General features: G+C 43.9%; 24 protein-coding genes. 13 read left to right on the top strand and 11 right to left on the bottom strand.

Going from position 1 to position 25,724, the window contains the following annotated elements:
* Positions 1-20 precede the first annotated feature (20 nt).
* Genes JN178_RS08025 through JN178_RS08015 form a run of 3 tightly spaced genes read left to right on the top strand, consistent with a single transcriptional unit; the run spans position 21 to position 2,487 of the window.
* Complete coding sequence (locus JN178_RS08025) at positions 21-593, top strand: hypothetical protein (protein ID WP_202265118.1); 573 nt, start codon at positions 21-23, stop codon at positions 591-593.
* Between the two features lie 31 nt (positions 594-624).
* The gene (locus JN178_RS08020; RefSeq protein ID WP_202265982.1) at positions 625-2,037 is read left to right on the top strand and encodes an O-antigen ligase family protein; all 1,413 of its coding nucleotides are present in this window, start codon (positions 625-627) and stop codon (positions 2,035-2,037) included.
* 36 nt (positions 2,038-2,073) lie between these two features.
* Positions 2,074-2,487 carry a 3-phosphoshikimate 1-carboxyvinyltransferase gene (locus tag JN178_RS08015; RefSeq protein ID WP_202265116.1) on the top strand — a complete coding sequence of 138 codons (414 nt, stop codon included), beginning with the start codon at positions 2,074-2,076 and terminating at the stop codon, positions 2,485-2,487.
* Here the strand turns inward: JN178_RS08015 and JN178_RS08010 are convergent.
* The 5 genes from JN178_RS08010 to JN178_RS07990 all read right to left on the bottom strand — a co-directional run bounded on the left by JN178_RS08010 (position 2,480) and on the right by JN178_RS07990 (position 7,945).
* The gene (locus JN178_RS08010) at positions 2,480-3,223 is read right to left on the bottom strand and encodes a VpsP family polysaccharide biosynthesis protein (protein ID WP_202265114.1); all 744 of its coding nucleotides are present in this window, start codon (positions 3,221-3,223) and stop codon (positions 2,480-2,482) included. The genes JN178_RS08015 and JN178_RS08010 overlap by 8 nt on opposite strands.
* Entirely contained in the window at positions 3,223-3,945 is a 723-nt protein-coding gene (locus tag JN178_RS08005) for a tyrosine-protein phosphatase (RefSeq protein WP_202265112.1), read from the bottom strand. Before JN178_RS08005 ends, JN178_RS08010 begins: the two co-directional genes overlap by 1 nt.
* 9 nt (positions 3,946-3,954) lie before the next feature.
* The gene (locus JN178_RS08000; RefSeq protein WP_202265110.1) at positions 3,955-6,171 is read right to left on the bottom strand and encodes a GumC family protein; all 2,217 of its coding nucleotides are present in this window, start codon (positions 6,169-6,171) and stop codon (positions 3,955-3,957) included.
* A gap of 23 nt (positions 6,172-6,194) precedes the next feature.
* On the bottom strand, positions 6,195-6,656 hold the full coding sequence (locus tag JN178_RS07995) for a polysaccharide biosynthesis/export family protein (RefSeq protein ID WP_202265980.1): 462 nt from the start codon (positions 6,654-6,656) through the stop codon (positions 6,195-6,197).
* An 83-nt stretch (positions 6,657-6,739) separates the two neighbouring features.
* Positions 6,740-7,945 carry an outer membrane beta-barrel protein gene (locus JN178_RS07990; protein ID WP_202265107.1) on the bottom strand — a complete coding sequence of 402 codons (1,206 nt, stop codon included), beginning with the start codon at positions 7,943-7,945 and terminating at the stop codon, positions 6,740-6,742.
* Positions 7,946-8,611: 666 nt separating this feature from the next.
* On the opposite strand from JN178_RS07990, the gene JN178_RS07985 reads away from it, so the two are divergent.
* Positions 8,612-10,066, top strand: coding sequence for an undecaprenyl-phosphate glucose phosphotransferase (locus JN178_RS07985; protein ID WP_159625148.1), 1,455 nt, complete (start codon positions 8,612-8,614; stop codon positions 10,064-10,066).
* A gap of 24 nt (positions 10,067-10,090) precedes the next feature.
* The gene (locus JN178_RS07980; protein WP_202265105.1) at positions 10,091-11,488 is read left to right on the top strand and encodes a mannose-1-phosphate guanylyltransferase/mannose-6-phosphate isomerase; all 1,398 of its coding nucleotides are present in this window, start codon (positions 10,091-10,093) and stop codon (positions 11,486-11,488) included.
* A gap of 89 nt (positions 11,489-11,577) precedes the next feature.
* Here the strand turns inward: JN178_RS07980 and rplT are convergent, their stop codons facing one another.
* From rplT to thrS, 4 genes are all read right to left on the bottom strand, one after another.
* Complete coding sequence (rplT, locus tag JN178_RS07975; RefSeq protein ID WP_012518092.1) at positions 11,578-11,934, bottom strand: 50S ribosomal protein L20; 357 nt, start codon at positions 11,932-11,934, stop codon at positions 11,578-11,580.
* Between the two features lie 18 nt (positions 11,935-11,952).
* Complete coding sequence (gene rpmI / locus JN178_RS07970; protein WP_012518091.1) at positions 11,953-12,150, bottom strand: 50S ribosomal protein L35; 198 nt, start codon at positions 12,148-12,150, stop codon at positions 11,953-11,955.
* Between the two features lie 118 nt (positions 12,151-12,268).
* Entirely contained in the window at positions 12,269-12,808 is a 540-nt protein-coding gene (infC, locus tag JN178_RS07965) for a translation initiation factor IF-3 (protein ID WP_071814473.1), read from the bottom strand.
* A gap of 111 nt (positions 12,809-12,919) precedes the next feature.
* Positions 12,920-14,836 (bottom strand): threonine--tRNA ligase, encoded by a 1,917-nt coding sequence (thrS, locus tag JN178_RS07960; RefSeq protein ID WP_202265102.1) that lies wholly within the window; start codon positions 14,834-14,836, stop codon positions 12,920-12,922.
* Positions 14,837-15,258: 422 nt separating this feature from the next.
* Between thrS and JN178_RS07955 the strand changes: the two genes are divergently transcribed.
* The 3 genes from JN178_RS07955 (at position 15,259) to JN178_RS07945 (ending at position 18,049) form a co-directional block, all read left to right on the top strand.
* Positions 15,259-16,146, top strand: coding sequence for a fructosamine kinase family protein (locus JN178_RS07955; protein ID WP_202265100.1), 888 nt, complete (start codon positions 15,259-15,261; stop codon positions 16,144-16,146).
* Between the two features lie 43 nt (positions 16,147-16,189).
* Complete coding sequence (locus JN178_RS07950; RefSeq protein WP_202265098.1) at positions 16,190-16,939, top strand: pteridine reductase; 750 nt, start codon at positions 16,190-16,192, stop codon at positions 16,937-16,939.
* A 69-nt stretch (positions 16,940-17,008) separates the two neighbouring features.
* Positions 17,009-18,049 (top strand): DUF3080 family protein, encoded by a 1,041-nt coding sequence (locus JN178_RS07945; RefSeq protein WP_202265096.1) that lies wholly within the window; start codon positions 17,009-17,011, stop codon positions 18,047-18,049.
* Here JN178_RS07945 and JN178_RS07940 read toward each other — a convergent pair.
* On the bottom strand, positions 18,046-19,173 hold the full coding sequence (locus JN178_RS07940) for a mechanosensitive ion channel family protein (protein WP_232369723.1): 1,128 nt from the start codon (positions 19,171-19,173) through the stop codon (positions 18,046-18,048). The two genes, JN178_RS07945 and JN178_RS07940, sit on opposite strands and share 4 nt — an antisense overlap.
* A 104-nt stretch (positions 19,174-19,277) precedes the next feature.
* Entirely contained in the window at positions 19,278-19,904 is a 627-nt protein-coding gene (locus JN178_RS07935; RefSeq protein ID WP_202265094.1) for a CPBP family intramembrane glutamic endopeptidase, read from the bottom strand.
* 320 nt (positions 19,905-20,224) lie between these two features.
* Between JN178_RS07935 and JN178_RS07930 the strand changes: the two genes are divergently transcribed.
* The 5 genes from JN178_RS07930 to JN178_RS07910 all read left to right on the top strand — a co-directional run bounded on the left by JN178_RS07930 (position 20,225) and on the right by JN178_RS07910 (position 25,715).
* Positions 20,225-21,058, top strand: coding sequence for a MurR/RpiR family transcriptional regulator (locus tag JN178_RS07930; protein ID WP_202265092.1), 834 nt, complete (start codon positions 20,225-20,227; stop codon positions 21,056-21,058).
* A gap of 166 nt (positions 21,059-21,224) precedes the next feature.
* The gene (locus JN178_RS07925; RefSeq protein WP_202265090.1) at positions 21,225-21,788 is read left to right on the top strand and encodes a DUF924 family protein; all 564 of its coding nucleotides are present in this window, start codon (positions 21,225-21,227) and stop codon (positions 21,786-21,788) included.
* Between the two features lie 178 nt (positions 21,789-21,966).
* The gene (locus JN178_RS07920) at positions 21,967-23,184 is read left to right on the top strand and encodes an amidase (RefSeq protein WP_202265088.1); all 1,218 of its coding nucleotides are present in this window, start codon (positions 21,967-21,969) and stop codon (positions 23,182-23,184) included.
* A gap of 65 nt (positions 23,185-23,249) precedes the next feature.
* A complete protein-coding gene (locus JN178_RS07915; RefSeq protein ID WP_202265086.1) occupies positions 23,250-24,830 on the top strand; it encodes a gamma-glutamyltransferase family protein in 1,581 nt (526 codons plus the stop codon).
* A gap of 66 nt (positions 24,831-24,896) precedes the next feature.
* Positions 24,897-25,715, top strand: coding sequence for a sulfite exporter TauE/SafE family protein (locus JN178_RS07910; protein WP_202265084.1), 819 nt, complete (start codon positions 24,897-24,899; stop codon positions 25,713-25,715).
* Positions 25,716-25,724: the final 9 nt, after the last annotated feature.

Here is a 25,724-nt window from a genome sequence, read left to right as displayed (position 1 = left end):
TTTTAGTTTAAGGAAAAGTTATGCGTAGCAATCTTATTGTTTCAATTCTTTTCAGTGTGCTTCTAATGCTCACTTCTTCCGCTATTGCACAAGACAGTTCTATTGCGCCCGGTACGCAAGTGCGAAACTTAGTGCTTGCTCAGATTGATGAGGGTGATTCACCTGATGTCGCCGCCTCTGAAGTAAGCCAAACCGTTTTGGACGAAGGCCTATTTTTTGATGCAACGGGTATGGCTTATCTGCAAGATAACCAACCTTCTTACCAAACTATGGTAGGTTTGCTAAATGAAAATGCTACTGGGTTTGAGTTAGCAATAGCAGGTTTTGGCGTGATGCCGGATGTTGCGCAACAGGTTGTAACTATTGCTATTATCTTTTTCCCAGAAGATGCCAATGAGATTTATAACATCGCATTACAAATGCAAATGTTGAACGAGCAGGATGCTTTGTTGGCGGCAATCAGTGCGGGTATCGATCCAAGTACGCTTACTGCAACTGCGGCGGGTGGCGTTGGCACACCTGTATCACCGCTAGGCGTTGGCACAGGCGCGGCAGGCGCAGGTGGTGGTGACACTACAGTATCAACCAACTAGTTACCCATTCCTCGAGCAAATATATAAAAACGTGGTTTCAGAGCAGTTTCAGAAAACCGAAAAGTTTCTTTTCGGTTTTCTCTTATTTATCCTAATATGGCTTCCTTTACCTCTAGGCGCTAACCGACCGTGGGCATGGGCGCTCATGCAAATGTCTATCTTTGCATTGGGTGGGTTACTGGTGCTAATCGACACAGGAGTGGTCAACCGCCTCTGGAGCAAATATAGAACATTTGCGATGCTTTGGTTGGCCTTTCTAGCATGGCAACTGCTCAATATTATTCCCCTACCCGCTGCTTTTATCGACTTTATTCGGCCACAACGACTTGACTATTTAGAGGCAGGCATAAGTGCGCATACATCGGCCTGGGCTTCATTGAGTTTTGATGTGGGGCAAAGTCACATAGTATTCGTAAAGTCCCTCGCCTATTGCTTTTTATTTTTTATCACTCTATCGCTGGTCAACTCTTCTAAGCGACTTAAATTCACTTTAGTCACCATAAGTGCAGTAGGCATTTTCCAAGCAATTTACGGTGCATTAGAGATTCTCTCTGGTCTTCAGTACAGTTTAGTTTTTCGATTACCTGTTTCTCATATCGCCACTGGGAGTTTTGTTTATAAGAATCACTATGCCAATTTCTTACTACTTTGCCTAAGTGCTGCAATCGGCTATTTGATTGCTAGCCTACATATTGGTAGTGGCGCAACAACACGGGAAAGACTAAGGCGTTTCCTCCAGTTTTGGTTAAGCAACAAAGTGCTATTTAGAATTGGCATCATTATTATGGTGATTGCTCTGGTTATGTCACGTTCCAGAATGGGTAACAGTGCGTTTTTCATCAGTATGACAGTTACCGCAACATTGGGTCTTGTACTCTTTAAACCGCGACAAAAAAGCTATATTGCGCTGTTCATTAGTATGCTTGTAATAGATGTGCTTATCGTCAGCAGCCTTTTTGGGTTAAAGCAAGTTCAAGAGCGTTTAGAACAAACTAACTTAGCCCAAGAAAGTCGTGATGAAGTAATTACTGATACTCTGCCTCTTTTAAAGCAATTCGGCTTCTTAGGCTCTGGTGGAGGAACATTTTATACGCTTTACCCTCAAGTACAAAATGAACGTATTCAGCATTTCTATGATCACGCCCACAATGAGTATCTACAATTTGCGCTAGAGTTTGGCGTTATTGGCAGTTTGCTCATTGGCGGTGTTGTTTTAATTTGCTTAAAGCACAGTTTCTCCGCAATGCGAAACCGAAGACACCCACTCCCCAGAGGCACAGCATTCGCCTGTATAATGGCTACAATGGGAATGGCACTGCATTGCTCGGTTGATTTCCCATTGCAGGCCCCTGCCAATAGTGTATTTTTTATTGTTATTCTAGCGTTAGGTTCAATCAGTAGAACCCTTAAAATTGCTAGACCCTCTCGCTCTCAGCAAGAGTAGATTTTTTCTCACTATACTTTCATTGAAGGAAACACAGTGGTCTTTAAAGTTAAGCACCCAGTTAGAGAAGAGCCGAATATACAGCATGTTCTAGAGCGTATGCCGAAAAAAGCAGCCGACTCTTTTTCTGATGAGCAACTCTCTTACCTGAATATGGCTTTAGCAGGACGACAATGGGGTTCCCACAAAGTCGATCTTAGAGGAACCGTAAGTGTACTGAGAAGTAGGTACTATTTTGTATTTCTTGCTGGGCGAGATAAACGAGACCTATCTCGTATTGAAAGCCGTATTGGCAAAATGGCTATAGCCACCGCTATTGCTGTGTTTGTCTGCGTATCGATGCTATTTGGTTTAACATTGCTTTATATATTGAAGAGTTGGTTGGGCATCAATTTGTTTGAAGGCTTTTCTCTTGGCTTGTGGGACTGGATCAAAGCGAACGCTAGTTAAACACTACACAACCCGGTATGTGCTTTCTTATCGAGTACTGTGCTTGATTTAGCCATCGGCATACCACTTTCTGTGACCGCTGCCTTGCAATAACGGCAAGCACAAAGTCACGACTCAACGGGTTGGCAAGACCTAACGCTAAATGCTTTTTCAGCAAGTCGCGCACGTTAACATAGTGGACAGATCTTGCGTTAAACATTGTTAGTCCAAATTCAACGATAAATTTATGTAAGATAGCGTCTTGAGGCCCACTCTCTATTGCCATGTTCAAATACTGGTAAAAGACTTCATCTAGCTCATTCTTTTTCCATTTTATGGATGCAAGCCCTACCCAACTGCCGCTCCAGTTTGGTCTTAACTGTATGCTTTTTTCATAGTTAACAAACGCTTCATTTAAATAATCTAACTGTTTATTTGTTGGAAGCTGGCCGCTGACATACTGTGTTTGGGCATACCACTCGAACACCTGCCCACGCATTTGATAATAGAATGCATTATTGGGAAAGGCAGACACCGCCTTGTTTATTTGAGAAAGCGCATTGTCGACACCCTCCACACTGAGTTGGTCAGGTGTTCTTTGCCATTTTTCAATACTGTTTTTCACACTGTAATATGCATTTCCAGCCATGAACTGCTGAGCACTTAAAACGAGTGCCCATAGCGCAAGCAGTGCAATAAGCCCACTAATAAGTGAGGTAGCTCGACTATCTGAAAACACGCTCTTAAGCTTTATCATCACAGGTGTTCTTGGCCGATTATTTTTGCTGGATTATTAATAAACACCAATTCTGCAAAGGTTTTGTCAAACAACGAAACCCTCTCAAATGCCGCTTTCATGTCATTGGGACGACGTGCCAAATCATGGGTATCAGACGCCACAATATGAAAAGACTTTTCAGACATCAAAGCATGAGCAAACTGCTCGACATTCTCACCAAATCGACCGGTTAAAGCTCCTGCTGTCACTTGAAATAAGCAACCGAGGCGTTGTAACCATGCAAACTTGTGCTGTTCGGCCAACAGCTCTCTGTTGCGTTCGGGATGAGCGATAAGAGGTTGTACATTATTGCGAAGCAACCACTTTACCAAACTGTCTAAACCTTGTGGTACGTGACTGTGAGGCATTTCTAATAAGAGTACGTTCTTACCATTCCACGTTCCAATAAAAGGCAGCTCACCTTTTCTTAACCACACGGGAATAAGTTCGTTTACTCTCACTTCAGCGGCATAAGAAAGTGTCAGCGGAATATCAGCGTCGTTGACTGCTTTTACAAGCGAATGATACGACGCCTCTATAGATTGTGGTGTATTGTCAAAGTACCCTTTATGAATATGCGGAGTACAAACCATATGCGTCACACCACAACTTACGGCCTGTCTTGCCATTTCAAGAGCAATATCCATGGACCTAGCACCATCGTCAATGCCAGGTAAAATGTGACTGTGTATATCGATCAATAAACTCTATTAACTGTTCTTATGACTTGTGTAACCATATTGGTCATAAAATCCAGCATACCTTTGTGCAACATCTGATTTGCGTAAGTCTACTTGATTTAATACCACACCATCAAGACGATGGCCTACTTGTAGAAAACGTGATAATCCGTTGTTGATGAGTTTCTCACTCGTACTGTCGGCGCGCACCACATAAATGACAGAGTCGCACGAATTCGCAATGACCATTGAATCACTGACCGCTTGCGTAGGAGCAGTATCTACCACCACATATTTATACTGCGTTTTGAGGAATTTAATTAATTCATCAAAACCTTTATCTGCGAGTAACTCTTGTGGGTTTGAAGGAATAGTACCAGCCGACAATATATCAATACGTGATTCTTCATCTTGCACCAGACATTCCTCAAAAGTGTGAGACTTTAATATGAGGTTAGCCACGCCAGGTTGATAATTAGGAATATTAAATTGCTTACCTACGCTTGGACGACGTAAATCAGCGTCAATTAGAATAGTCTTGTCTAACTGCCCTAGTGCAAACGCTAAGTTAATAGATACCGTGGTCTTCCCTTCTTTGGGAACACTGGACGTTATCATTATCGCCTGCTCTTCTTTGTCGATGTTAAGCAACGACAAACTTGTTCTTAACGTCCTTACAGATTCAGCAAATTGGTGCTTTTTACCATCAAAGAAAGAGCGTACAGGCAAATTGGTTTTCTTTTTATGCGGAAGCCAAGGAATAAGCCCCAACATACGCTGTCCCAGCTTGCGCTCGACATCTTCAACTGAACGAATACCGCTGTTAAGTGTTTCCATTGCGATGGCGAGAAACACACCAAATCCAATACTAAAAACAAATGCTGCGCCAATCAGGAGCTTCTTGTTTGGCTCTGACGGTATATATTTGGGCATAGCTTCGTCGAGTATGCGCGCATTTGCCGATTCAAAGCCACCAAGCTCATCGGTTTCTTTCAATCGAGTAAAAAATGAATTGTAAAGCTGCTGGTTAATATCGACTTCGCGCTGCAGCGCTTTGCGTTGGTTATCAAGCGCAGACAATGAACGAAACTCTGCTTTAGCTTCTTCTACTTCTCTTTCAAGCTGTGCAACGCGGTCTTCTGAAACTTCATATTGCGTCGTGATACTGGTGATAAGGTCACGAATTTGACTACTCAAGGTATCTCTTATTGAACTTAATTCCGCATTGGCAGCAATCATTCTTGGATGCTTAGGTCCATATACTTTGCTCAACTCACTAACTCGGGTCATTGCTTTCGCTTCATCGCGGCGTACATCGCGAATAGTTGGATGATTAAGTACCTCAGGTAACCGAGCAATATCATTTAGCGAAACATCATTACGCGTTTGTCTATAAATTACAGCGTTTAACTTAAGCGCAGTTTGCGCATCGAGCAGTTGCTTGTTGAGCTGCTCTAGTTCATCCGATGCGAGCCCAACCACGCCGTCGATATTCACCACCTGATTTTGCTCATAGAACTTTGCAAGATTACGCTCTGCTACATCCAGTTTATCTTTAAGTCCTTCAATACTATCGGTCAAAAACGAGGTTGCTTTCGCTGTCATATCAAGCTTAGCTTGTAAGTAGTTCTCAATATAAACATCGGCAACTGCGTTAGCGAGCTCTGCAGATAGGTTGGGCGACTCAGTGGTTACCGTAATACGCATCACTTGAGTGTTGTCGACCATCTCAATATTGAGTGCTTTCATAAGCAAAGAGGTCGCTTTGCGTTTTTTGGCAGCAAGGATTTCTTCGGATGTTAGCGTCTTAATCTCTTCTTGCGGTAAGAAAGGCAACCACTCTGTCAGTTGAGCCTTGATATCATCAACTATGCTAGACTCGTCTTCAGCTGGCATGAAATCATCGTTATTATACAATGACATACTCTCAACTGTACGCTGTGCTATTTGCCGTGAGCGCAAAATCTCAAACTGTGTTTGCATGTAGTCTTTACGCTTAGTATCTAGCCCATAGACCTCTTCGATAGAGACTACATTTGCCTTTTCAGCTTCCACAAGGATCGTAGCAGTAGAGGTGTATAGCGGTGTCATTCGCATTACAAGAAGCGTAACGAGAATGGTGAACGCAATCGCCAACGACACTATGCGAAATGCGTAACGCTTAATAATTCCTAAATAGTGAGCGACATCAATGGTTTCATTCTCAAACATACCATTGTGAAACTCTTCCCTGCTATTTACTGCCATTTTTATTCCCAAACGTTACTGTATTAGAAGAAGCGTTGATTAATGGTAATGATATCACCAGGTTGGATCATATCACTGACGGTAACAGTGAATTCAAATGTTCTTCCGTCTTTTTCTCTTACAATAGTTATTTTATCGCGCGCCGCACGCTCAGTGTATCCACCAGCAAGCGCCGCAGCTTTATTCACTGATAATCCCGGTTGGTACGGGTAACCTCCCGGCCGTTTCACTTCGCCGTCAATAAAGAAAGGTCGATATTCTATAATGGATACCGATACGGAAGGATTAACAAGGTAATCACCAAGCAACCCATCGTAAATCAGGCGCTCAACTTCATCTGCGGTAAGCCCTACAAGCTTTATCTCGCCCAAAAACGGATAGTTTATGGTGCCAACATCAGGTAGGCGCACTTCCATCGATAAGTCGTCTTGCCCAAATACACTGATACTAATTCTATCGCCCGAGCCAAGCTGATACTGGCTCATACTCAAATTGCCCTGCTGTGCTAATGCACCAAAACAACACAGTGACAGGATAAAACATGCAATAAAACTTACGACTTTACGTTTCACAGGGTGACCTCTGCAGAAATACCAACAACATTTCTATCATAACCGATTAATTCGCGGTTACTATCTCGGTCAGCGAGTTCATAGAAAAATGTAAAGGTTAAATAACGGCGTGCTTCATAGTTAAGTGATGCTACATAGCGCATCAAGGTGTCATCACGATTATCAATCGCGTCATTATCAATGAAGTATTCGTTGGTTTCTCTAGACACTCTTAACGACGAACTCAGGCGCTGAAGCCATTCGTGCTTCCAAGATGCGGTATAGTCTCTGCCGCGAATGAAGTTACCTTCACCGTTTGTTTCGCGCGTGTCTGCATTAGTGGAAAATCGAAAAGTACTGTAGGTCAGAGGTTGCCATTCAACGCCCACCTCCCAATCAGTGCCGTAAAACGTACTGCGAGAGTCTGCTTTAAAATCCTTTTCTTTATAGCCTACTTTTGCAAATCCAGTAGTCGCAGCCGTTGTTTCCCACTTAAGACCAAGAAGAACACGGGTTTCGTCACTATCGCGGGTATCAATACCTTCTTGATTGTCATAGCGTACGTAGGTTTGGGTAACGTCCAAAACTGCCGTTGTAGCTGAGCCAATGCGATACCCAAATTCGGCGCCTACTCTATTTTTAACGCGGTCACGAATAAGATAGGCCTGTTCATCTCTATCGTAATCAAGGGTTTGTCGGTTAGCTTTGAAAGTAAGCATTCCATCTGACGTTACCGCGCCATACATATACTCAGTGCCTATAAAGGAACTTTTGTATCTATCTGGTGTTGCGATATTAGTGCCTAAGCCCAATGAAAAACCAGTACCACGGTCTTCGTGCCCATCTTCGTATTGGGCTAGTGCATTTACTCTATGACGACTATTGAGTTCAAACTCACCTGACGCTTCTAAAAAGTGGTCAGTATAATCATCAGGTGTACTAGAGAAATAAACACCACGTTCAAGACGATAACCAAACTGAACTGGATTGCCGTCGACTTGAGTTGCAGCAATCAATTCAGGCGAAAAGATTGCTCGCCAACTGTAAATTTTAGGGTCGTTGTCCCGTGCGTAGGCTACGTTGCCAACATACGCCATTGATGACTCAAATGAGGGAATGATATCGAACTGCCCTGCTTGAATGCGTCCGGCTTCCTGCGCATAGAGCGTTGGTGTGGCGCAAATGACCGACAACGCTAATATACTGAGTGTCCTTCTAGACATATATGCTCCTTTAATTCTGGCCCTCAATGCGTAAAAACAGTGCAACTTTTAACCAAGTTGCATAACGACAACGCATATTGACTCACAACGCCACATTTCTCCTATGCTCGTTGTGTAATTATTTCATCATTTAAAAAGAGAGCAATACGCGTGCCCACTTTTCGCAATTGTTTCGAATTAATAGCGACAGCAACGCCTTCTTCAAAAGACGGAGCGCTAATCATTGTACATTTGAGTAGTTTTTCTTGAAGTAATTGGCACCGTATCTGGCGATACACCACACCCTGACAAGATTGCAAAAGCTTAACGAGGTATTATTTCAACTGTATGTCTTTGGTCGCTTTTTTTACATGGTATCCCATTTAATAGGTATAATAAAACGGCTTGAGCACATATTTTTTGAATAATAGATACCTTGTTGGAAAACCTTTTTGCATCACTTTGTAATAAAATTACAACATGGATATACTAACCTATGTTAAGTGATAGCGTTGGCAGTTTTCATATGAGGTGTACGCTGTTGTGACAGGCTTTCTGTTTTTCTTTTTCGTTGGGGCATGGTTTTTGCCTATTCTTTTTGAGCAACTCTTCTTTACTTACAAGCTTGGCGCTTCCTAGTGAACAATCGCTTTAGCTTCGGACTTCATATTTTTTAGAGATACTTCAATGGACAACAGAGTAGAATCTAACAAAGCGATCAAAGCACGCCCCGTCGAATCCAGCACCAACAGTGGCTTGGCGGTTAGAAATCAAAGTGGCTTTTCGACGATATATCGCCTTATCGACTTGTCTCTCGTTACAATGCTGTATTATGCATCTGCGGCGTATTACGGTACTCAGATTGATGCAACTAGCCTTATTCTTTTATTTATCAATGTCATATGTTTTCAAATTTCCGCTGAAGGGGTTGAATTATACCGTTCATGGCGCGGACACCGTACCCCTGAAGTCTTGCGCGCGGCAGCCATTACTTGGGGATTAAGTATTCTGGGCACAATGACCTTTGGGTACTTCTTTGTACAAGATATCAAAACACCTCCTCCTGCTATTTTGCTGTGGTTTGCCTCTTCGTTTGTCATACTTATTGTGTGGCGCTATGTGATGCGGAAGTTTCTTTTTAAGATTAGAAAAAGTGGTTTAAATTCACGACGTTCTATTATTATTGGTGCCACTCACCTTGGCGCAAATGTCGCACTTCAGATACAGCAGAACGAGCATTTAGGTATTCGCTTCAATGGTATTTATGATGACAGGGAAGCAGAGAGGCTTCCTCACGAATTACAAGGCGCGGTGCTTGGCAACATAGAGGCAGCAATAGAAATGGCCAAGCGCAATGAAGTTGATTATATTTATATTGCGTTGCCGATGAGTGCGGAAAATCGTATACGCGCAATCTTAGAGCAGTGCAGTGATACAACTGCTAGTGTGTATGTTATTCCTAACTTCTTTATGTACAACCTACTCAATGCACGTTGGCAAACCGTAGGTAATGTACAAGCATTGAGTGTATATGACACACCTTTCCAAGGCGCTAGCGATGTCTTAAAACGATTGGAAGATGTCGTACTGAGTACCCTGATACTCACGCTAATCTCTGTTCCAATGTTGTGTATTGCAGCTGCAGTTAAACTTACTTCAAAAGGCCCTGTGATTTTCAAACAAAAGCGCTACGGATTAGACGGTAAACAAATAACCGTTTATAAGTTTCGCTCGATGACCACACAAGACAACGGCTCTGTGGTAAAGCAAGCAACGAAGAACGATGCACGTCTTACAAAAATAGGCGGCTTTTTAAGGCGTACTTCACTTGACGAACTACCTCAGTTTATTAATGTATTACAAGGTCGAATGTCTATCGTTGGGCCGCGTCCTCACGCTGTCGCGCATAATGAGGAGTATCGAAAGATCATCACTGGGTATATGCTTCGCCATAAAGTAAAGCCTGGTATTACAGGCTGGGCACAAGTGAATGGCCTTCGCGGAGAAACTGAAACGACCAATAAGATGGTACAACGCGTTGAATATGACTTAGATTACATTCATCGTTGGTCAATTTGGTTCGATATTAAGATTGTCTTTATGACTGTCTTTAACGGCTTTGTGAATAAAAACGCCTATTAAAACCAAAGAGCTAAATAGATAAAAATGAAACCCGTAGTATTGGCAGGCGGCACTGGTAGTCGCCTGTGGCCTAAATCTCGCGCCGCGTACCCCAAACAATTTCTATCGCTGACATCAGACAGTTCACTACTTCAAGATACAATCGCACGTTTAAGTAATAGCAACTTGCAATCCCCTATTGTTGTATGTAACGACGCTCATCGCTTTATAGTCGCTGAGCAATTGCGCCAAAAGCATATCGAACACGACGGAATTCTGCTTGAGCCAGTGGGTCGTAATACAGCACCAGCAATTGCACTTGCCGCCCTCCATGCAACAAAAGAAGGCGATGATCCTATTCTTTTTGTATTACCAGCGGACCACGTAATCGAAGATGAAGAACTATTTCAACAAGCGATTGAAAACGCGCAAGTGCTCGCTAAGCAAGATTTGCTGGTAACCTTCGGCATCGTTCCCCAACACCCTCACACGGGATACGGATATATTAAAGCTGGCGATAAACTAGACAACGGTTTTAATGTTGCTTCATTCATTGAAAAACCTACTCTTGAAACTGCTCAGCAATTTATAGAATCAGGGGGCTATTTCTGGAACAGCGGCATGTTTATGTTTAGAGCTAGCAGGTACTTAGAAGAACTCGGTAAACATGCACCTGCTATGCTAGAGGTATGTCAACGCGCTATCGAGACGGAAAAACCAGATTTAGATTTCATACGGGTCGATACGGATATTTTTGCTTCGTGCCCCAGTGATTCGATAGATTACGCGGTCATGGAGAAAACCGACTGTGCAGCGATGGTACCTTTAAATGCAAAGTGGAGCGACGTAGGTAGTTGGACTTCTCTATGGGAAAATGCAGATAAAGATAACGATGGTAATGTGCGTATTGGCGACACACTGTTAGAGAACACCAGCAATTGCTATATCAATGCCGAACAACGCCTAGTGACAGCAGTTGGTTTACATGATGTCATTATTGTAGAAACGAAAGATGCTGTTTTAGTTGCTCATAAAGACGATACACAAAGTATCAGGCGTGTAGTAGATAAGTTAGAGCGTGATAAACGGCCAGAATTCGAGTTTCACAGAGAAGTATATCGCCCATGGGGTAGTTACGACTCGATTGATAAAGGAGCTCGATTCCAAGTTAAACGCTTAACGGTCAAACCTGGTGAGATGCTTTCTGTGCAAATGCACCATCATCGTGCTGAACACTGGGTAGTCGTTTCGGGTTGCGCCAAAGTAACCATCAACAGCGAAACACGACTCCTTACTGAAAATGAGTCTGTATATATTCCTATTGGAACCATACATTCGCTTGAAAACCCGGGAAAGATCCCATTGGAGATTATTGAAATTCAGTCTGGTGGGTACTTAAGTGAAGATGATATCGTTCGATTCACTGACCGCTATGGGCGTTAAAATAGGCATTGAATTAAGTCTTAAAACGAAAAAAGGCGAGCATCCTGCTCGCCTTTTCCCGAAAGAACTTAAACTTAATTAGTTAATAATTAAGCTAATGCGCCTTTAGCCGCTTCGACTAGTGCGCTGAAAGCTGCTTTGTCATGTACTGCGATGTCGGCAAGGATCTTACGATCGATTTCAACAGACGCTTTCTTCAGACCGTTGATGAAACGGCTGTATGACATACCATTTTGACGTGCAGCAGCGTTGATACGTGCAATCCATAGTTGACGGAATTGACGCTTGCGCTGACGACGGTCACGGTAAGCATATTGACCAGCTTTAGTTACAGCTTGTACCGCTACGCGATAAACACGTGAACGTGCGCCGTAATAACCTTTTGCCTGCTTGAGGACTTTTTTGTGACGAGCACGTGCGATAGTGCCGCGTTTTACTCTAGCCATTAATCAGTCTCCTAAGTCTTATACGTAAGGCAACATGCGCTGAACCAATTTGGTATCAGAGTCATGAACCAGTTTCTTGCCACGAAGGTGACGTTTACGCTTAGAGCTCTTCTTAGTCAGAATGTGACGTAAGTGAGACTGTTTGCTTTTAAAGCGGCCAGAACCCGTTTTCTTAAAACGTTTGGCGGCACCGCTTACAGTTTTCATTTTAGGCATTGCTAAAACTCCGCATTGTTTAATATCGGTATTTTTCGTGTTGCAGTCACTTCATACCGGTTAATGTTTAGCAGCAAGGTGTTTAAGGGTGCAGATTCCTTAAAACTTTAGACCGTTACTACTTCTTATTTGGGGCTAGCACCATGATCATCTGACGGCCTTCCACACGACGTGGGAAAGACTCGCAGGTAGCGATATCTTCTAAATCGGTTTTAACGCGATTTAGTAGATCGATACCGATGTCTTGGTGCGCCATTTCACGACCGCGGAAGCGGATCGTAACTTTGGCTTTATCACCACCTTCAAGAAAGCGACGCAGGTTGCGCAGTTTGACCTGGTAATCGCCTTCATCAGTGCCAGGGCGAAATTTAATCTCCTTGACCTGAATTTGCTTCTGTTTTTTCTTCTGCTCTTTTTGAGCTTTACTTTTTTCGAAGAGGAATTTGCCATAGTCCATAACTTTACAGACTGGCGGCTCGGCATTCGGACTGATTTCTACTAGATCTAGGCCCGCTTCTTCTGCGTTACGAGTAGCTTCCGCAAGCGAAACTACACCAACCTGTTCACCGTCTTTGCCAATTAATCTTACTTCTCTGGCTTTAATCTCATCGTTAATGCGGGCTTTGTCGCCCTGAGCCTTGTTGTTAGCGCCTTTAATGTGCTATTCCTCCAAACATTTAATTCTTTTGTCTGCTTTTGGGAGGTTTAAAAACCTAAAAGTAAAACCAAAAGCAGACACCTTGTTGTGCATTATACACAATTTGCTCAACTACTTAATCGTCTTTTCAACAACTTCTTGTTGAGCCATGGCAATAAAGTCTTCCAGGCGCATTTTGCCTAGGTCGTCGCCGCGGCGAGAACGTACAGCTACTTCGCCCGCTTCCATTTCTTTATCGCCCACCACAAGCATATATGGAATACGCTTCAAAGTGTGCTCGCGGATTTTAAAGCCGATCTTCTCATTTCGCAAGTCAGACTTTGCTCTAAATCCTAATTCTTGCAGTTTTTTTACACAATTTGTGGCGTAATCAGCTTGTTTATCGGTAATGTTCATTACCACAACTTGCTGAGGCGCTAACCAAAGTGGATAAAATCCTGCGAATTCTTCGGTCAATATACCGATGAAACGCTCCAGTGAACCCAAGATTGCACGGTGAATCATTACCGGCACTTTACGCTCACCGTCTTCGGCAACATAGGTTGACCCTAAGCGACCTGGCATTGAGAAGTCCAACTGTACTGTACCGCACTGCCAAGCGCGATCTAGGCAATCGTGTAACGTGAACTCAATTTTAGGACCGTAGAATGCACCTTCACCCGGCTGATACTCAAACTCGATATCGTTGGCTTTTAGCGCGTCAGCCAAAGCGGCTTCTGACTTGTCCCAGATTTCATCTGCACCAACGCGTTTCTCAGGTCGAGTTGAAAGCTTAACTGCTATTTTATCGAAGCCGAAAGCAGCATACGTTTCGTACACCATCTTAATACAGCCGCTTACTTCTTCAAGGATCTGCTCTTCAGTACAGAAAATGTGCGCGTCATCTTGAGTAAAACCACGAACTCGCATTAGGCCGTGTAGTGCACCCGATGGTTCGTTACGGTGACAGCAGCCAAATTCAGCCATACGCAGAGGAAGGTCGCGGTACGACTTCAATCCTTGGTTAAAAATTTGTACGTGGCCTGGGCAGTTCATCGGCTTAACCGCATATTCACGCTTTTCAGACTCTGTGGTGAACATGTTTTCGGCGTATTTGTCCCAGTGACCTGATTTTTCCCACAACGTACGGTCCATCATTAATGGGCCTTTTACTTCGTCGTAGCCATAGTCGCGAAGCTTCTTACGTACGAAACTCTCTAGCTCGGTATAAATTGACCAACCATCGTTATGCCAAAACACCATGCCTGGCGCTTCTTCTTGCCAATGCCATAAATTAAGGGCTTTACCGATTTTACGGTGATCACGCTTTTCAGCTTCTTCTAAACGTTGTAGATAAGACTTTAATTGTTTCTTATCTGCCCACGCCGTGCCGTAAATACGTTGAAGCATTTTATTGTCGCTGTCACCGCGCCAGTATGCACCCGCCACTTTCATCAGTTTGAAATGGTGACAGAACTTCATGTTAGGTACGTGAGGACCGCGACACATGTCAGTGTATTCTTCGTGATGATACAACGCAGGGTGGTCGTCCTTGCTGATGTTTTCGTCAAGGATTTCCATTTTGTAGCTTTCGCCACGCGCTTCAAATGCATCACGCGCTTCTTGCCAGCTAACTTTATTTTTAACTACATCGTAATTCGTTTTAGCCAGTTCGAGCATACGTTTTTCAAGCTTTGCTAAATCTTCCTGAGTAAGACTCTCTTCCATATCGACATCATAGTAGAAGCCGTTGTCGATAACAGGGCCAATGGCCATTTTGGTATTCGGCCAAAGCTGTTTGATTGCGTGCCCTAACAAGTGCGCACAACTGTGGCGGAGAATTTCTAAACCCTCTTCGTCTTTTGCAGTAATAATTTGAAGTTGCGCGTCAGCTTCAATCATATCTACGGCATCAACTAACTCACCGTTGACTTTTCCTGCGATGGTTGCTTTGGCTAAACCAGGGCCAATGTCGTTTGCAACGTCAAGTACAGAAACTGGATTATCGAAAGCGCGCTGGCTTCCATCAGGAAGGGTAATTACAGGCATTTTAATTCCTTTACAGTGGTGACGCCTACTCTGCGCCACTTGCATCTTTAAATAAGTATAAACGTGAGAACAATCACGCCATAATCGAGTTACATGTTAGAGCGCGAAAAAGCAAAGAAAATTGACTATCTCTAACAGCGAATGGGCGATTATAACGAGTGTATGTGCAACTTCAATAATCAAACGCGCATTATCTACAATTAGTCACTTTTATGGCCAATTAAGGCATTAATTTTACCCTCGCAAATTGTGCAATTGCTTAAATTTACTCCATACTCTAATCAGAGCCTGTTGAGCATCACAGAGACGTGATTACAAGAAGTAATAGGTGTATCAACAATTGTGCAAATGTAAGGACGAGTTATTCATTTTAACCGCTGCACTGTTTCGTTAAGGCATAGTCAAAAAACGGAGCGATGAATATGTGGCATTTTATTAGCGAACACATATCAGAACAGACAGACACATTTTTCAGTTGTCAGCGTGCAGACCCAGTCAGCGGGGGTGACACGCATTCCAGTTATATTATTAAAGACTCAACGCGACGCTATTTTGTCAAAACGCGTATTTATGACGACACCCAGCAGCTTTCTCATGAAGCAGAAGGTTTACAAGCTATTTCCGATACCCAAACAGTGATCACACCCAAAGTAATTTGCCATGGGATTACTAAAGACAGCTCGCCCAATATGGAATATCTCGTGCTCTCTCACGTACGCTTTGTCGAGCCAACGCAAGATGACTATTTTCTATTAGGTCAACAATTAGCTTCTTTACATCAGGTGAATGCATATACCAGTTATGGTTGGCCGCATGACAACTATATTGGCGCGAACGTTCAAACAAATGGAAGAATAGCGTCTTGGGCCGACTTTTACGCAGAAAAGCGCATAGGAAGCATGTTAGAGCGGTTAGCTTCCACTGGCGCATGGCACAAAAATGATGGGGATATTGATAATATTGTTAGCTTAACGCGTAACTTGCTGAGTTTACATCAACCACATCCTGCATTGCTGCACGGTGACCTATGGGCAGGCAACGCCGGCTTTAGCAAAAAAGGCCCTGTACTCTTTGATCCAGCTGTTTATGTAGGTGACAGCGAGACTGACCTAGCGATGGCTGAACTGTTCGGAGGATTTCCTAGTGCATTCTTCGATGGTTATAAGACCACCTCATCTATCGAAAAAAATTATGAGCAAAGAAAACCGATTTACCAGCTTTACCATATTTTAAATCACGGGTTATTATTCGGCGCGCATTACATTGCTCAAGCTAAACAAACAATTAGCGAGATTCAAAGACAGATGTAGTGCTAGACATAAAAATCAAAATTAGCACATTAAGAGAATTATTATGGGAACAACTGCTCCCGTTGCGCTTATTACAGGTGCAGCCAAGCGCATTGGTGCGGCAATAGCGACAAAACTTCACGCACAGGGATTCAATGTCATTATTCACTATGGTCAATCGCGATTAGAAGCCGAAGCGCTAGTCGAAAGCTTCAATACCATACGGCCTGATTCAGCCGTGAGCCTTAGCGCTGACCTTTGCCGCGTTAGTGAAGTACAACAGTTAGCCGATAAAGCACAGACTGTATGGGGTTACATCGATGTACTTGTTAATAACGCATCAAGTTTCTACCCTACTCCAGTAGGCGAAATAATCGAGGACGATTGGACCTCATTAGTAGGAAGTAATCTTAAAGGGCCACTATTCTTATCTCAAGCACTGGCGCAAACGCTAAGTCAACGAAAAGGCGCCATCATCAATATGATTGATATGCATATAGACCGCCCGCTGCCAAAACACAGTGTGTATCTCTTGGCTAAAAGTGGGCTGGCCTCGTTAACTCGCTCACTTGCAACAGAACTGGCACCACATGTACGCGTTAACGGGATAGGCCCGGGCGCCATACTATGGCCTGATCGAACACTGAGTGATGAAGAGAAACAAGCCTTAATTGATACCATTCCACTTGGTGCCCTTGGTCGTGAGCAAGATATTTCAGATACGCTCTGGTTTTTAGTCAATGCGCCATACATTACGGGTCAAATCTTGTATGTAGACGGTGGTCGTAGCCTTTATAGCAGTGCTTGTGCGTGACATAACGATATGTATTGCCGCCCCCTAGCCGATAGCGCCAGACGTGTGCCCCTATATCAGCTCTTTAGCATGCTACGGGCTACGCTTTTGCTGTTCTGTATTAGTGTATTCGTAACCGGCTGCTTTAGCGCTCGCTCGGTTCAAGACAGCCTAGAAGACTATAGCGATCGTTTGTCTTATGTGCTCGACGTACCTTTGCCCGAATTAGAAACGCCACCACTTTCTCGATTAACCGACTCATCAACCCTTAACTACAACATCGAAGGTCTTAACATTAACTTGAGGGAATTTTTTGCGCTTCAAGACTGCGAAGTTGGCCGGGTTGTGGCTGAGCGAAACACGAGTTTAGGGAAAAGCCAGTTACCTTCGCAGCGAATTGTCTATGAAAGTGAATTATTGTCTGCACTTAATAATTGCGAGACAGCCATTAGATCAAAAAATACAGCACTGGCTGACAGCTTAAACCAATGGCAAGAACGAAAACGTAGTGACTTTGCAAAGCATTGGGCGAATCTCATACAAACGAGTCAAGAGATGCGACTTGCACTGAACACGCCAGAGCGACTACTAGGTATTGATAACAATAAAGACGCCTTTGCTAGCGTTAATAGCCTTTTCTTTCTTGATAGCTTGAAAAATCGCATATTCGAAGACGAAATAGCGCCTATAGACAGTGCAGAAATTGAAACCCAGCTTCAAATTGTTCGCTCTGCAAGGCTGCCTGCGTCATTGTGGCGCACACAACAAGCACTGAGTCACAACCTAAATATTTTAACTCGAGCGTTAACGCCAGCGCTTGAGACAATTTCGTGCCCAAATGGCCGAGCAAGCGACAAAGCAAAAATACTGCGAAATGTCTTCTACCTTTTTTTTATAGAAGAAATTCAGCCCGTTGGGAGTATGATTAATCAATACCACTATAAATTGTTGCCACTGTGGCAGTCGTGGGAAGAGGACGAAATCTTACACCCTGCTTTTAAACATTACATTGCCACACAAGGTAACAACAACTTTTCGGCATACGAAAAAGCGATGCAAGCACATGTTGTGTTGTGGCAAGGGTTTCTAAAGCGCTGTAATCTTTCACCAGTGGCACCAGCCTCTCGCTAAAGAATATTTTCGCCAGCTTCAGGATCTCTCGAGCGCCGTGCTTGCTCTCGAATATCATGCGCTTCGGTGGCAACGTCGTCATCGCTAGCGTTTACTTCAACATTCTTTTGGGTAGATGCAGTCTGTTTCTCGACAGTGGGCGCGTTGCCTTGTTTTGGCCCATTTATTACCTGAAGCCCTTCTGGGAATATTCGCTCTCTTGCGTCGTCAGGCATACTAATTCCCGCGTCGGTATACGCTGCCACAATATTTCTCATCAATAACGACGCCATTTTAAGAACGCTTGTTTTCTCAACATCCACCCAAAAATATACTTTTATGTTGTATGTAGACGACCCTAAGTTATCGATAAGTACTTGGGGCTCAGGGTCAATTAGCACGTTACTTTGCGACGCAATGACAGACTGTGCGATTTGCTGTGCTTGCTGCACATTAGCATCGTATCCAACCCCAACAATAAAATTGCCACGCATCAGGGGGTTTGCCGTTAGATTCTTGATAACGCCTTTATATATTGTGGCGTTAGGTATTTGTATATGGTTACCGTCGAAATCCACCAAGGTTGTTGCCCTTGCAGTGACCTTTTGAATAATGCCAGTAAATTCATTTATCTGAACGATATCACCAATACGAAAGGGACGTTGAACAGTAAGTAGCAAGCTAGAGATGAAGTTTTCCGCAATGTCTCTAAATGCGAAACCCAAGATCAGGCCAACGACACCTGTGCCACTGACCACCGCAATGGCAAAGCCCGTTAGACCAGCGAGAAACAGAAACAAATAAATGCCTAATAATACCACCACAGTACTGATACTGCGCTGAATAACAGAGCGGAGTAACGGAGAAGTCGTTGCTCGCGTCAACGGTTTCACTAACAGTCGCGACAATGGTGTGGCTAGAGTAATAAATATTACCATCACCAAAACTCCCACAGCCAATCCAGGTAGTCGATAAATGAAATTGCTCCATAACTCAGCAAGTAGCGACTGTGCGTTTGACAAACTGTTTTGATTTACGTCGATTTCGTTTGCTTGAACAACAATATCAAACGGAAGCGAAGTGATAGCGTTGACCATCTCTTCAGCATTGCCTAGCATCGAACGGGGAAATAATTGTTCTTGCATAACCTCATTCCTTGGTGATTGTGCTTGTTAACAATTGCACTGTCTGTGTTTAATAAGAAGTTTGTCTGTGTGTAATACATCATTACACGAGAACGTTCTAGTAACTACTGAGCAATAACCAAATAAGATCCCAGTCCGATAGTAAACAAGAAACTTCCCCAAATAGCATGTTCAATCACCACTACAGGCGTTGAATTTGTTTGCATATACCGGTATCCGAATATAGCTCCCCCGAACCAAGAAATTACCACAGCAATCCAATTACCATATACCAAATGAGCGAGACCAAACACAAAAGTGCTCAATGCCCACCGCGCGTATTTCGAGGGTAATATTTTTTTATAGCGATGAAAAAAATACGTTCTAAAGATTATTTCCTGAGGAATGACAGACACAATGGGATAAACAAGCAATGTGGCTACCCACATCCAAGGTTCATTCATCGGCCAATGCAAAAACAACTCAGGCTTGAGAAAATACACCACCAAGGCAAGTAAACACGCCCAAGGAATAAAAAGCTTTAATGTACTTGCGAAATGCGTTCTATAGTCTTCCCAATGCCATAGCTTGATACGTTTAAACTGTTTATCTGCTAGAAGCACTGCTAAACAAAACAAACCAATAAGCCCGAGGATAGGCATTAAATAGTCTGCAAAGTGTTTTATCCAATACAAAACCGCAAAAGGAAGTACAACAAAAAGCATGATCAATTCCGACCACAACTTAACCACGACCCACCTCTTTTTCACTTTGTGATGACACTTTTATGAAAGTGTAGTGCCAATTTGAAAAAAGCGAGAGGCGTCATACCTACTACTTTAGCCGAAACTGAGAGACCACTGATTAAAACGTGTTGATTTTCATATGAATTAAAAGTGATTTATCGCTCAACATCTGATTTATTTTGCACTTGTTTACGGGCATAACGCAGCGTGTATTGTGGTCGCGATTCGGTTGTATTTGTATATTTCACAAAAGTCATGAAATAATTGCGCTATATGAATAAATCCAATTCACGATGCATTTAGTGAATGGATACAAGGCGGTACACATGGCCAACAACAGCCCTAATGACGTTTTAGAACAAATTGAGAAGCACTATATGGCTCTCTCTCCATCAGGAAAAGCAATAGCGCATTATCTGCAACAAAACCCAATTGCTGTATTAAGCCAATCTACATCGCTAATTGCCGAAAAGACAGGAACGTCTAAAGCAACGGTCAGCCGCTTTTTTCGTCAACTTGGTTTCGACTCCCATCAACAGGCAAAAGACGCACTCGCTCAACTCAGAGAACAAGGTGTGCCCGTTGTCAATTCACTGAGCAACGTGCAACAACATGAAAGTGAAGTAAAAAACCTATCGTTGACTTTTGAAGGTGTAACATTAGACGCGCTTAAAGCAGTAGCACAACTGCTCGCACAAGCACAGCAGGTAACCCTCATAGGATTTCGAAATGCCTACCCTATTGCACTGCATTTCAGGCAACAATTAAAACAAATACGCGGTTCTGTTCGCGTATTGCCTCAGCCTGGACAAACACTCAGTGAAGACATCATCGACCTTAGTGAAAAAGACGTGGTTGTGTTATTTGGTTTCAGGCGTCGCACACGTCAATTTAAATATGTGTTACAGAACATAAAACACTGTACTACGGTACTTATCACTGACCCTTCGGGACAACAATATCGACAAGATGTTGATCACCTTCTTGTGGCGCATATTGGCAGCGAATCCCCCTTTGATAGTTATGCGGCTCCTATGAGCTTAGTGGCATCGCTGTGTAACCTGACTTATGAAGAGTTAGGCAGCCTTGCCGCAGATCGCGTCGAGGCTATTACCGATATCTATATTCAAATGGACGAATTAGAAAGTCCCAAGCGATAACCGGCGTCCATCGTCTAAAGTTTGTGCAACGCTGGCCGATATTTTAGTGAGACTGTATGTAGAATGATGGTATTAAAAACAACAATAAAACTATTTTGTTGTTTTTAGGGTAAAAGAGTAAGCGGTAAAGATGTGTGTGATATGTTCACACAACAATGGAGTAGGCATGGATAAGACGCAATTTGTCATGGAAGAGGCGAATGCTGTATTGGAATTTTGGTTTAGTGAGTTGTCATCTGAGCACTGGTTTGCTCAAGATGACCACGTAGACCAGACAATTACATCACGGTTTTCAAAACTGCGAAGTGCTGCAGTTAGGGGCGAACTTTGGCCTTGGCGAGCAACAGCGACCGGAAGACTGGCTGAAATCATTGTGCTAGACCAGTTTTCTCGCAATATATTTCGAGAAAGCGCCCATGCATTTAGTGCAGACGGCATCGCACTCGTGCTCGCTCAAGAAGCAGTGAGTGTTGAAGCTGATAAAATGTTAACTCCTCAACAACGCGCTTTTCTTTATATGCCCTTCATGCACAGCGAATCATTATCTATTCATGACATCGCGCTAGAATTATTCTCTCAAGAAGGCCTTGAACAACAGTTCACGTTTGCCAAACGCCATCAAGAGGTCATTGAAACCTTCGGGCGATATCCACATAGAAATATCGTGCTGGGGCGAGAGTCTACCTTCGAGGAACTCTCTTTTCTAAAAACCCACCCAAACGGCTTTTAACACTTTACGCAAAGACCTTTTGCCCAGCATTTTACGAAAAGAACCAAAAGGCTGTTGCTCATATATTGAATACTGCTAGGCAATCGATGAAATGCCACCAAGCAACAAACGTTTCTCTTGACATTACAATGAAACAGATGTTTCATTAAAGACAAGAACAACAACAATTACAAACGCTGTGAGCACACCTTTTGTTTTAACGCCATCGAAGGCTACCGAAAAATCAGTCTCTTCTTTATCGAGTGAACATCAGCAAAAACCTTTGCACAACTTGAAGTTAGCGGTAAAGGATTTATTTCATATGAAAGGATTACCCACAGCGGCAGGTAATCCAGATTGGCTTGCAACACACGCATTGCCCGATGAAACCAATAGCACCGTAAGGGTATTGCTCGATGCTGGGGCAGAATTTAAAGGCAAAACAATCACTGATGAGTTGGCCTACAGTCTTCATGGTCAGAATAAACATTATGACGCTTTAATTAACCCAGCTGCACCCGCACATATTCCTGGTGGCTCTTCATCAGGTTCCGCAGTAGCTGTCAGTGCACACCTTGCTGATATCGGGCTTGGTACTGACACGGGTGGGTCTATCAGGGTACCAGCCAGCTATCAAGGCTTATGGGGATTAAGAACAACTCATGGATTGGTACCTTGCGACAACATGGTGCCTCTTGCACCATCGTTTGACACAATTGGCTGGATGACCCGAGACTTAGATACACTGATTGCAGTTAGCAACGAGGTCATTGTTCACAAACAGCAGACCTTTCAAAGTAAGTCGCTTGATGATACTCACTTTGGCATCGCAATGGCGCTATTTTCAAGCGTAGCGCACAGCAAAAATTGTCTTGCGTGGTTGGAAGAACTAGAAAAAGTCAGTCCTTGTAAAGCGCTATCAAACAGTGAGCTAAACTTGGCTGAACTGCAAACTGCATCAACGTTTAGAACCTTACAGGGCAGTGAAATTTGGCAACAACACGGTGACTGGATCACAGCACATCAGCCAGATATTGCTGATGACATTATGTTGCGCTTGAACTGGTGTAGCACCATTACACAAGACGAAGCTCTCCAAGCCAAAGAACAACAAGACGTAGTGATTAAACACCTCAATGGTCTATTTTCTACGATAGACGTTTTGGTAATCCCTACGACACCAGGCATTGCACCTCGTTGTGATGCCGACGACGCAACATTGGCAAATGATAGAAACGCACTGCTAGCACTTACTGCAATAGCAGGACTTGCAGGCTTGCCTCAATTACATATGCCATTGTTTACCCTACACAATGCCCCATGCGGACTATCGCTGGTGGGCAAAAAAGGTAGTGATCTTGCTTTACTTTCGCTAGCGAAAGCGATTAAAGCAACGACAGCAAAGCACAAGAAATAGCGTTACAACAAGCGCAATTAAGAAAAACTAACGCTTTAGCTACCTATAAACCGAAGGAAAGTTTGATGAGTGAAAAACACAATATCGCGTTTACTGCGCCCCACTTTGCCGCCTCTCAAGTTGGTTTAGATATTTTAGAGAAAGGCGGTACTGCCATAGAAGCTATGGTCGCGGCAGCAGCATCAATAGCGGTAGAGTATCCCCATATGAATGGCCTGGGTGGCGATGGCTTTTGGCTTATTAGCGAACCCGGTAAAGCACCAGTAGGTATTGATGCATCAGGGGTTGCTGCAAAAGGAGCAACACCTGATTTTTACGCGGGTGAAACGGCTATTCCGAGTCGTGGAGGTAAAGCCGCACTCACAATGGCTGGTGCAGTTGCAGGCTGGCAAGCAGCACTTGAAATCAGTAAAAAATGGCAAGCGCCAATGCCACTTCGAACATTACTTGATACGACCATAAGCCAAGCTAATTGGGGTATTGAGGTTACGCAAAGTCTTACCGATGCCAGTAACAAAACCTTTAATGATCTAGCAAGTGATGAGCATTTTTCACAGTTTCTGATAAAGGGTCAGGCGCTGAAAAAAGGGAAGATCGTTAAGTTAACTACGTTATCAAAAACACTTGCCCATCTTGCCGAAAAGGGGTTAAACGATTTTTACCACGGTGAACTAGCGCAAAAACTTTCACACGACTTAGAAGCTGCCGGCTCCCCTATTCGCCTTGAAGATTTCCATAATTACGAGGCCAAAATAGTAACGCCTCTCTCGGTAGACACGAGCAAAGGAAAAATCTATAACCTGCCTGCGCCTACTCAAGGTGTAGCGTCGCTAATTATTCTTGCACTCTATGACCGCGTTGCGCACCTTGGTACTAGCGATGCCGATATGGTGCATTTGCTTATTGAGTGCACCAAACAAGCCTTTATTGCGCGTAACGCCTATGTGACCGACCCTTCTCGCACGCCAGTCGACTTGCAAAGTTTGTTAAGTGACGACGTGCTTGATGATATGACTCAACACATCAAACTCGACACTGCACAGCCATGGCCTCATGTTGCGAAGCCTGGCGATACCATTTGGATGGGATGCTGTGACAGTGAAGGACGCATGGTGAGCTACATTCAATCGCTCTATTGGGAATTCGGCTCTGGCGTGGTCAGCCCCCAAACCGGTATTGTTTGGAACAACAGGGGCACGTCATTTTCGCTTGACCCTAACAGCAATCAATATTTGTCACCAGGCATGAAGCCCTTTCATACCCTAAACCCAGCGTTTGTTGAACTTGCCGACGGCCGCCGCATGAGTTACGGCACTATGGGAGGCGAAGGTCAACCGCAAACTCAAGCCGCTCTTTTTGCACGCCACGTTTATCACAACCAGCCTATTAATAAGGCTATCTCACTTGGAAGGTGGCTACTGGGTCGCACGTGGGGTGATGAAAGCCACAACTTAAAAGCTGAGCGCGACCTTGTGGAATATGTAGGCGAAAGCTTGGTAGCGCGAGGACACGACATGGTCACCGTTGACCCGTGCAATGAACTTATGGGTCATGCAGGTGCCATTATTCGTGAAACCGATGGTTCAGTAAGTGGCGCGAGCGATCCTCGTAGTGACGGTAAAGCGTTTATGGGGCGCAAGAAGTAAGCCTATTTGAACGTGCGATGTCACCATTTACTACTAAAACACAAACATAGAAGAGAAGAATCGTAGATGCAGTTTTTACTAGATAACCTAACGGTTATATTGTCGTTGATTGGCACGGGCGTTTTTGCCGGACTACTAGCAGGCATGTTAGGTGTAGGTGGCGGTATTGTGATCGTACCGGTGTTATTTTTCTTATTTCAAGCGCTTGGGGTATCGCCGGAAAGCGCCATGGTCATTGCTACCGCCACGTCTTTGGCCACTATAGTGCCCACGTCGGTAAGTTCAATTCGTGCCCACCACGCAAAGGGCAACGTTGATTTTGCTCTGCTAAAAGCCTGGGCGGCATTTATTCTTGCTGGTGTTCTAATAGGTAGTTATTTAGTCACAGTGGTTAACCCAACCTTTTTAACACTGTTATTCGGTACTATCGCGACCTTGTCAGCACTCAATATGCTAATCGGCAAAAAAGATGCCCTATTTAACGGCCTTCCTGGGCGAGTAGGCCAATCGATTATGGCCAGCTGTATTGGCTTGTTTAGCTCTATGGTTGGCATTGGTGGCGGCACATTAACCGTACCTACCCTCACCTTTTGCAACTATCCCGCTCACAAAGCAGTGGGTACGGCGGCCGCTGTGGGACTCATTATATCCCTACCCGCTGCTTTAACGTTGTTATTCGTTGGTGCAACGCCAAGCGATGCACCATTTGCCACCTTCGGCTACGTAAATCTACTAGGGTTTACGTGTATTGTGCCGCTAACGGTGCTATTCGCGCCCGTCGGTGCAGGAATTGCCAATAAACTCGACGCGGGACTTCTAAAGAAGATCTTCGCTGTTGTCCTCATCATCACAGGCGTGCGCATGCTTGCGCAGGTTCTTATCTAGGAGTTCATT

This window comes from Alteromonas sp. KC3, assembly GCF_016756315.1.
GTDB lineage: Bacteria > Pseudomonadota > Gammaproteobacteria > Enterobacterales > Alteromonadaceae > Alteromonas.
This window is presented reverse-complemented; position numbering and strand designations above follow the sequence as displayed.

Coding starts and splice junctions, on each gene's coding strand:
- JN178_RS08025 (WP_202265118.1), top strand. CDS start 21: ATGCGTAGCAATCTTATTGTTTCAATTCTTTTCAGTGTGCTTCTAATG.
- JN178_RS07995 (WP_202265980.1), bottom strand. CDS start 6,656: ATGAGCCAGTATCAGCTTGGCTCGGGCGATAGAATTAGTATCAGTGTA.
- JN178_RS07930 (WP_202265092.1), top strand. CDS start 20,225: ATGGCCAACAACAGCCCTAATGACGTTTTAGAACAAATTGAGAAGCAC.
- JN178_RS07950 (WP_202265098.1), top strand. CDS start 16,190: ATGGGAACAACTGCTCCCGTTGCGCTTATTACAGGTGCAGCCAAGCGC.
- JN178_RS07990 (WP_202265107.1), bottom strand. CDS start 7,945: ATGTCTAGAAGGACACTCAGTATATTAGCGTTGTCGGTCATTTGCGCC.
- thrS (WP_202265102.1), bottom strand. CDS start 14,836: ATGCCTGTAATTACCCTTCCTGATGGAAGCCAGCGCGCTTTCGATAAT.
- JN178_RS07955 (WP_202265100.1), top strand. CDS start 15,259: ATGTGGCATTTTATTAGCGAACACATATCAGAACAGACAGACACATTT.
- JN178_RS08000 (WP_202265110.1), bottom strand. CDS start 6,171: ATGGCAGTAAATAGCAGGGAAGAGTTTCACAATGGTATGTTTGAGAAT.
- JN178_RS07980 (WP_202265105.1), top strand. CDS start 10,091: ATGAAACCCGTAGTATTGGCAGGCGGCACTGGTAGTCGCCTGTGGCCT.
- rpmI (WP_012518091.1), bottom strand. CDS start 12,150: ATGCCTAAAATGAAAACTGTAAGCGGTGCCGCCAAACGTTTTAAGAAA.
- JN178_RS07925 (WP_202265090.1), top strand. CDS start 21,225: ATGGATAAGACGCAATTTGTCATGGAAGAGGCGAATGCTGTATTGGAA.
- JN178_RS07985 (WP_159625148.1), top strand. CDS start 8,612: ATGGACAACAGAGTAGAATCTAACAAAGCGATCAAAGCACGCCCCGTC.
- rplT (WP_012518092.1), bottom strand. CDS start 11,934: ATGGCTAGAGTAAAACGCGGCACTATCGCACGTGCTCGTCACAAAAAA.
- JN178_RS07915 (WP_202265086.1), top strand. CDS start 23,250: ATGAGTGAAAAACACAATATCGCGTTTACTGCGCCCCACTTTGCCGCC.
- JN178_RS08010 (WP_202265114.1), bottom strand. CDS start 3,223: ATGATAAAGCTTAAGAGCGTGTTTTCAGATAGTCGAGCTACCTCACTT.
- JN178_RS07910 (WP_202265084.1), top strand. CDS start 24,897: ATGCAGTTTTTACTAGATAACCTAACGGTTATATTGTCGTTGATTGGC.
- JN178_RS07940 (WP_232369723.1), bottom strand. CDS start 19,173: ATGCAAGAACAATTATTTCCCCGTTCGATGCTAGGCAATGCTGAAGAG.
- JN178_RS07945 (WP_202265096.1), top strand. CDS start 17,009: ATGCTACGGGCTACGCTTTTGCTGTTCTGTATTAGTGTATTCGTAACC.